At 35.5% G+C, this 6,518-nt stretch carries 5 protein-coding genes; 2 read left to right on the plus strand and 3 right to left on the minus strand.

What is annotated here, in order from left to right:
- Positions 1-41: 41 nt before the first annotated feature.
- Positions 42-1,448 (minus strand): APC family permease, encoded by a 1,407-nt coding sequence (locus ACH2BV_RS15905; protein ID WP_395051760.1) that lies wholly within the window; start codon positions 1,446-1,448, stop codon positions 42-44.
- Positions 1,449-1,667: 219 nt separating this feature from the next.
- Here ACH2BV_RS15905 and ACH2BV_RS15910 point away from each other — a divergent pair, with 219 nt between their 5' ends.
- The gene (locus ACH2BV_RS15910; protein ID WP_395051761.1) at positions 1,668-2,009 is read left to right on the plus strand and encodes a lysozyme inhibitor LprI family protein; all 342 of its coding nucleotides are present in this window, start codon (positions 1,668-1,670) and stop codon (positions 2,007-2,009) included.
- Between the two features lie 45 nt (positions 2,010-2,054).
- A complete protein-coding gene (locus tag ACH2BV_RS15915; RefSeq protein ID WP_395051762.1) occupies positions 2,055-2,201 on the plus strand; it encodes a phosphodiester glycosidase family protein in 147 nt (48 codons plus the stop codon).
- A 17-nt stretch (positions 2,202-2,218) separates the two neighbouring features.
- Here ACH2BV_RS15915 and ACH2BV_RS15920 read toward each other — a convergent pair whose 3' ends face one another.
- Positions 2,219-3,670 (minus strand): LysM peptidoglycan-binding domain-containing protein, encoded by a 1,452-nt coding sequence (locus tag ACH2BV_RS15920; protein WP_395051763.1) that lies wholly within the window; start codon positions 3,668-3,670, stop codon positions 2,219-2,221.
- 228 nt (positions 3,671-3,898) lie between these two features.
- Positions 3,899-6,166, minus strand: coding sequence for an aconitate hydratase (locus ACH2BV_RS15925; protein ID WP_395051764.1), 2,268 nt, complete (start codon positions 6,164-6,166; stop codon positions 3,899-3,901).
- Between the last annotated feature and the right edge of the window lie 352 nt (positions 6,167-6,518).

Consider the following 6,518-nt stretch of genomic DNA (forward strand, 5'->3'; position numbering starts at 1 on the left):
AGCGTGGGATTTTCACTGCTATCAGGGCTAGAATCTGCTAATTATTCTTTTTGTTTTGTCAAATAATAAATAGGAATTCCTATCAACATAATCAAAACTCCCCAACCACAAGTACTGGTTTTAGTGTACAACAAAGCAATCCCAATGGCACTTGCTATTACAATATAAAGTCCTGGCAAAAACGGATATCCGAAAGCTTTATAAGGTCTTTCGGCGTCGGGCATTTTCTTGCGAAGAATAAAAATACCGTAAATAGTAAGAATATAAAAAATCAAAACTATAATTACAACAAAGTCTAGCAAGTCTCCGTATTTTCCTGTCAAGCATAAAGCCGAAGCCCAAAAGCACTGCGCCCACAGTGCCCAAGCCGGAACGCTTGCATTATTAAGATGTGCCGCTTTTTTGAAAAACAGGCCATCTTTTGCCATCGTATAATAAACTCTTGCACCAGCCATAATCAATCCGTTGTTACAGGCGAAAGTCGAAATCATAATCATCATAGCAATGATTAAAGTTCCAATATTCCCAAAGATATTTTGTGATGCCACAACAGCCACTCGATCTGATTCCGCAGTAGCAATATCCTGCAATGGAACAACGGCCAAATACATCACATTTGCCAAAATATAAATACAGCTTACTATCAAAGTTCCCAAAAATAAACTCAATCCCACATTACGTTTTGGGTTTTTGATTTCTCCTGCTATAAAAGTCACGCCTTCCCAAGCCACGCTAGAAAACAACGAACCCACTAAAGCCGCAGACATAGCCGAAATCAAAGCAACACCACTAATAGGAAGCCAAGAACCAGTATCGACATTCATGGATTGAGAAGTCCAGGCATTAGCCCAATTGGCATCCCAAACTTCTGCTTTTGCAGCCACAAAACCGAAAATAATCAACCCAAGAATGGACACGATTTTTATAACTGTCAAGACAGTTTGCAGAATTTTGCTGTTTTTTACTCCACGACTATTGACATAACTCAATAAAATAATAGTAATTATCGAAACTATTTGGGCAGCGTGAAGTTTGAAATCGCCTAACTCATAAATAATATTTTTTTCGCTCACAGGCGGATACAAATAAGCGGCAAATTTAGAAAAAGCAACACCCACAGCGGCAATTGTACCGGTTTGTATCACGGCAAAGAAACTCCAACCATATAAAAACCCAATCAGTTTTCCGTAAGCTTCCTTGATATAAACATACTGTCCGCCAGCTTTGGGAAACATCGAACTCAACTCACCATAACTCACGGCGGCAATCACGGTAATAAATCCGGTGAGGACCCACATCGCAATAAGCCAGCCGGCAGAACCCAGTTGGCGAACCATATCCGAGCTAACAATAAATATTCCCGAACCTATCATCGAGCCCACAACGAGCATCGTTCCGTCGAGCAATCCGAGTTCTCTTTTAAAATGTTCCTGATTGTTGTCTTGCATATTATTTTGGTTTTTTTGGTTGGCTAAAGATATACTTTTTTTGGAAATAGCCGAATAGTTGGTTTTAAATTAGAAAATTAGTTTTGATGGTTTGTTAGTATTAATTTATACTTTAGCAGTAGCAAAAAAAATGGTATTTATCATACTAATCCATAAGTTAGAGAGGAAGTCTTCGTCTTCCTCTCTAACAACCATAATAGTATAAAATACAGATTAAAAATGAAAAAAATAACTTGTTTTCTGTTCTTGTTTTTCTCAATATTCTCCTTTTCACAATCTGTAACCGGAGAAAACGAACTTTACAATCTATATGGAAAAGCAGATAAAGAATTAAATGTTGCTTATAAAAAATTAAAAAGTAAACTAAACGAAAGTCAAAAAATTGAGTTAACAAATGCTCAAAAAGCTTGGATTAAATTTAGAGATATGAATTGCAAATTTAAAAGTCAGGGTAATGATGATGGTGGAGGACCATATGAGAATAAAATGAAAATAGATTGCTTAATTCAATCTACAATAGAAAGAACAAAAGAATTAACTGAATTAACAAATGATTTTTAAAGATAGTCATTAATAGCAAACTCTAAAATTTAGGCAATTGACTTTATGGAAAGTTCGTTTTGTTCATCCATAAATTTAGACAGAGGAGGTTCTACAACAATGTGGATTAAAAACAAAGGAATTGTGAATTTTCCCAGTGATAAAGAAGGTGAGAGACTTGTTTCTAATGCAATTTTACTATTGGAAAAGTAAAAATATTATAACCCAAATTACAATACGCGATTAACTTGAACCAAATTCCTCTCATAATAAGATTCTTTAGTAGAAGAAATTATCACGCCACCATGATTCGAAGAGTGAATGAATTTAATTTCACCGTCACAAACTTCGACTACCATTCCCACGTGATTGATTTGGCGTCGTCCATTAGTTTTAAAGAATATCAAATCTCCTTTTTGGGCATTCTCAGTATTAATTTTTGAACCATAAGAAGACATTTCAATTGACGACCTTGGCAACTTAATATCGAAAGTGCCAAAGGTAGAGCACATCAATCCGGAACAATCGAAGCCATCCTTTGTGGTTCCTCCTGTACGGTAACGCGTTCCAATATTTTGGGAAGCGGTCAATATCAATTGATCAACAAAAGTGTCATCGCGTGCCAAACTAGGAATCACATTTAAATCATCGTTAACGACTTTCTCTTTGACAACAACTTCTTCAACAGGAACAGTAGATTCAATAAATTTAGAACTGTGAATTTTTAGTATACTTCCCTTAGTAAGTTTTTTTGAAATATTCGGGTTTTGTTTATCTAATTCGGCTACTGAAATACCATATTGCTTTGCAATTCCATACTTGGTTTCTTTAGGTAAAACTGTGTGGGTTATTTCAATTTCAGTTGAATTATCATTAACTACCGTTTGTTGAATAACAACATTTTGCTTGGGTTGCTCATTATTATCCTGGTATTTTTCAGTTTTGGTCGCCTCTTTTTCTGCGACTAGATTTGAATTGTTTTCCGCTTTTACAGGAACAATAATCTTTTGCCCAACTTTTAATGGCTTAGTTCCTAACGTTGGATTGGCATTTTGTATGTCGGTAACCTTGATTCCGTATTGCCTGGCAATAGAATATAAAGTTTCTTTTGGCAAAACTTCGCGAACGATTCCTTCAGTTGAAGCTTCCTCTTTCTCGACTGATTTTGGATAAACGACAACTTCTTGCTTTGGAACAATTTTTTCTGAAACGTTTGCTTTTTGAATTTCTTTCGCCTTTTCAGCCGTTTCTTTCAATACCAAATTATCTAAAGCAGTTTGCGGTATTTTAATTATTTGTCCTTTTTTCAATCCTTCTTTTTCTAACTCTGGATTGAATTTATATAAATCTTCGACACTGATGTTATGCTGTTTTGCAATACCATACACTGTTTCTTTGGGCAGTACTTCGTGTGTTTTTTCAAGAGAATTGATAGCAATTTCGGGAGTTGAAGCTGGATGTTTTTTTGCTTTAGTTGGAATTAATAGAACCGAATGAAATTTTATTCCTTTCTTGGCTTTTGGATTTAGCTCATAAATTGCTTTAGGAGTTACATTATATTGCTCTGAAATTTCGCTGATAGTTTCGCCCTTTGAAACAGTATGTCGAGTGTACTTTTCTTGCGAAAAAATACTCATACTACTAAAAAAAAGAAAGAGAAACACACAACTAAAATACTTCATAAACTCAATTTAAATTTCACATTCATCAACCAATTTATTATCAAAAAACTGATAATTCTCTTTACTTAAACGACAAAATTTACCGAAAAAGTATTTAGAAAAGCTAATTTAATTTATAAGTACAAATATCGCAATTTTTTAACAACTCTTTATCTTCAATTTAACAAATTTGAAAATAAAAAACTCCCAAGTTACCTTAAGAGTTTATGAAATAAATCATTTAAATATTTACGCTTTTCCAGCGGCAGCAATCAAGTTTAATGCTGAACCAGCAACGAACCAACCTATTTGTCCTTCGTTATAAGTATGGTTAGCCAAGATAATATCTTTAGTCCCATCAGCATGAACAAATTCCAAAGTCAATGGTTTTTCTGGAGCAAAATCAACTAAATCTACGAAATTAATAGTGTCATTCTCCTGAATTTTTTCATAGTCAGCTTCATTGGCAAAAGTCAATCCAAGCATTCCTTGTTTTTTTAAATTTGTTTCGTGAATACGAGCAAATGATTTCACCAAAACCGCTTTCACACCAAGGAAACGAGGTTCCATTGCAGCATGTTCACGTGAAGAACCTTCACCATAGTTATGATCACCCACAACAACAGAAGCAATTCCAGCAGCTTTATAAGCACGAGCTACGGCAGGAACAGTATCGTATTCGCCTGTCAATTGGTTTTTTACTGAATTCGGTTTTTGGTTGAAAGCATTAACTGCTCCAATCAACATATTGTTAGAAATATTGTCCAAATGTCCGCGGAAACGCAACCAAGGCCCAGCCATAGAAATATGGTCAGTAGTACATTTTCCGAAAGCTTTGATAAGCAATTTAGCTCCCATAATATTTTTTCCGTCCCAAGCATCAAAAGGTGCCAATAATTGCAATCTATCTGAAGTTTCACTTACGGCAATTACCACTCCTGAACCATCTTCGGCTGGTGCTTGAAAACCATTGTCCTCAACATCAAAACCTCTTTTTGGCAATTCATCACCAAATGGGGCTTCAAATTTAAAGGCTTCTCCTTTGTCGTTCAACAAAGTATCCGTTAATGGATTGAAATCCAGTCTTCCTGATATCGCTAAGGCGGCTACCATTTCTGGTGAAGTTACAAAAGCGTGTGTATTTGGATTACCGTCCGCTCTTTTTGAGAAGTTACGGTTGAAAGAATGTACAATTGTATTTTTCTCTCCTTTATCAGCTCCTTCTCTATCCCATTGTCCAATACAAGGTCCACAAGCATTTGTAAATACTTTAGTTCCCATTTTTTCGAAAGTGGCAATAATACCGTCTCTTTCGATAGTATACCGAATTTGCTCAGAACCTGGATTAATTCCGAATTCAGCTTTTGGAGAAATTCCGTGTGCAACGGCTTGCTCAACAATAGAGGCAGCACGAGACATGTCTTCATAAGAAGAATTGGTACAAGAACCAATTAATCCCCATTCGATTTTAATAGGCCATCCGTTAGCGGCAGCTTCTTCTTTCATTTTTGAAACGGGAGTTCCTCTATCAGGAGTAAAAGGACCATTAATATATGGCTCTAATTCTGAAAGATTAATTTCGATTACTTGGTCAAAATATTGCTCCGGATTTGCGTACACTTCGGCGTCTCCAGTTAAATAACTTGCAACGGTGTCAGCAGCATCAACTACATCTTGACGTCCTGTTGCAGCTAAATATCTACGCATGGAATCATCATAACCAAATGTAGAAGTAGTTGCGCCAATTTCGGCACCCATATTACAAATAGTTCCTTTTCCGGTACAAGACATATTCAGCGCCCCTTCGCCAAAATATTCAACAATGGCTCCAGTTCCACCTTTTACGGTAAGAATATCGGCCACTCTTAATATTACGTCTTTTGGAGCCGTCCAACCAGATAATTTTCCTGTCAATTTTACTCCAATTAATTTTGGAAATTTCAATTCCCAAGACATTCCAGACATTACGTCAACGGCATCAGCACCACCAACTCCAATCGCTAACATCCCTAATCCACCTGCGTTTACAGTATGTGAATCTGTACCAATCATCATTCCGCCTGGGAACGCATAATTTTCCAAAACAATTTGATGAATAATTCCTGAACCTGGTTTCCAGAATCCAATTCCATATTTATTAGAAACCGAAGAAAGAAAATCAAAAACTTCGCTTGATTGTGTTTTAGCATTAGCCAAATCTGTTTTTGCACCCACTTTAGCTTGAATCAAATGATCACAGTGAACCGTTGTAGGGACAGCAACCGTCTTTTTACCAGCGTGCATAAATTGCAATAAAGCCATTTGAGCAGTTGCATCTTGGCAAGCAACTCTATCAGGAGCAAAATCTACATAATCAGCACCTCTTGTAAAAGTATGGGTCGGATTTCCTTCCCAAAGGTGATTGTACAAAATTTTCTCAGTTAATGTTAGTGGACGTCCAACTAATTCGCGTGCTTTATCTACACGAGTTGTCATATTTGCGTACACTTTTTTAATCATTTCAATGTCAAAAGCCATAATATATAGGATTTTTTTTGTTTTGTCCTGCAAATTTAAGAATTTAAGACGAGAATATGAAAAAAATAACAAAAGACAGCTTTCTGAAAATTATTATTACCAAATAAGAAATTTACACGCTTAATATTGCGATATATTCAAAAATAAATTATTCTATTGCGCTATCAACAATATAAATTCCAATTATTTATAAAGTTGGAATTTATGGAACAAAAAAAAGAGTCTTTATTCTCATTTGAATAAAGACTCTTTCTAAATTAACCCGTTGGGTGCAATTATTTAAAGTAAAATAAATTGAATAAATATTGGTCAAGATACTGAAATTCAGTATCTTGAAGTCGCTAAACCGCCA

Source organism: Flavobacterium sp. (assembly GCF_043780635.1).
Lineage (GTDB): Bacteria > Bacteroidota > Bacteroidia > Flavobacteriales > Flavobacteriaceae > Flavobacterium.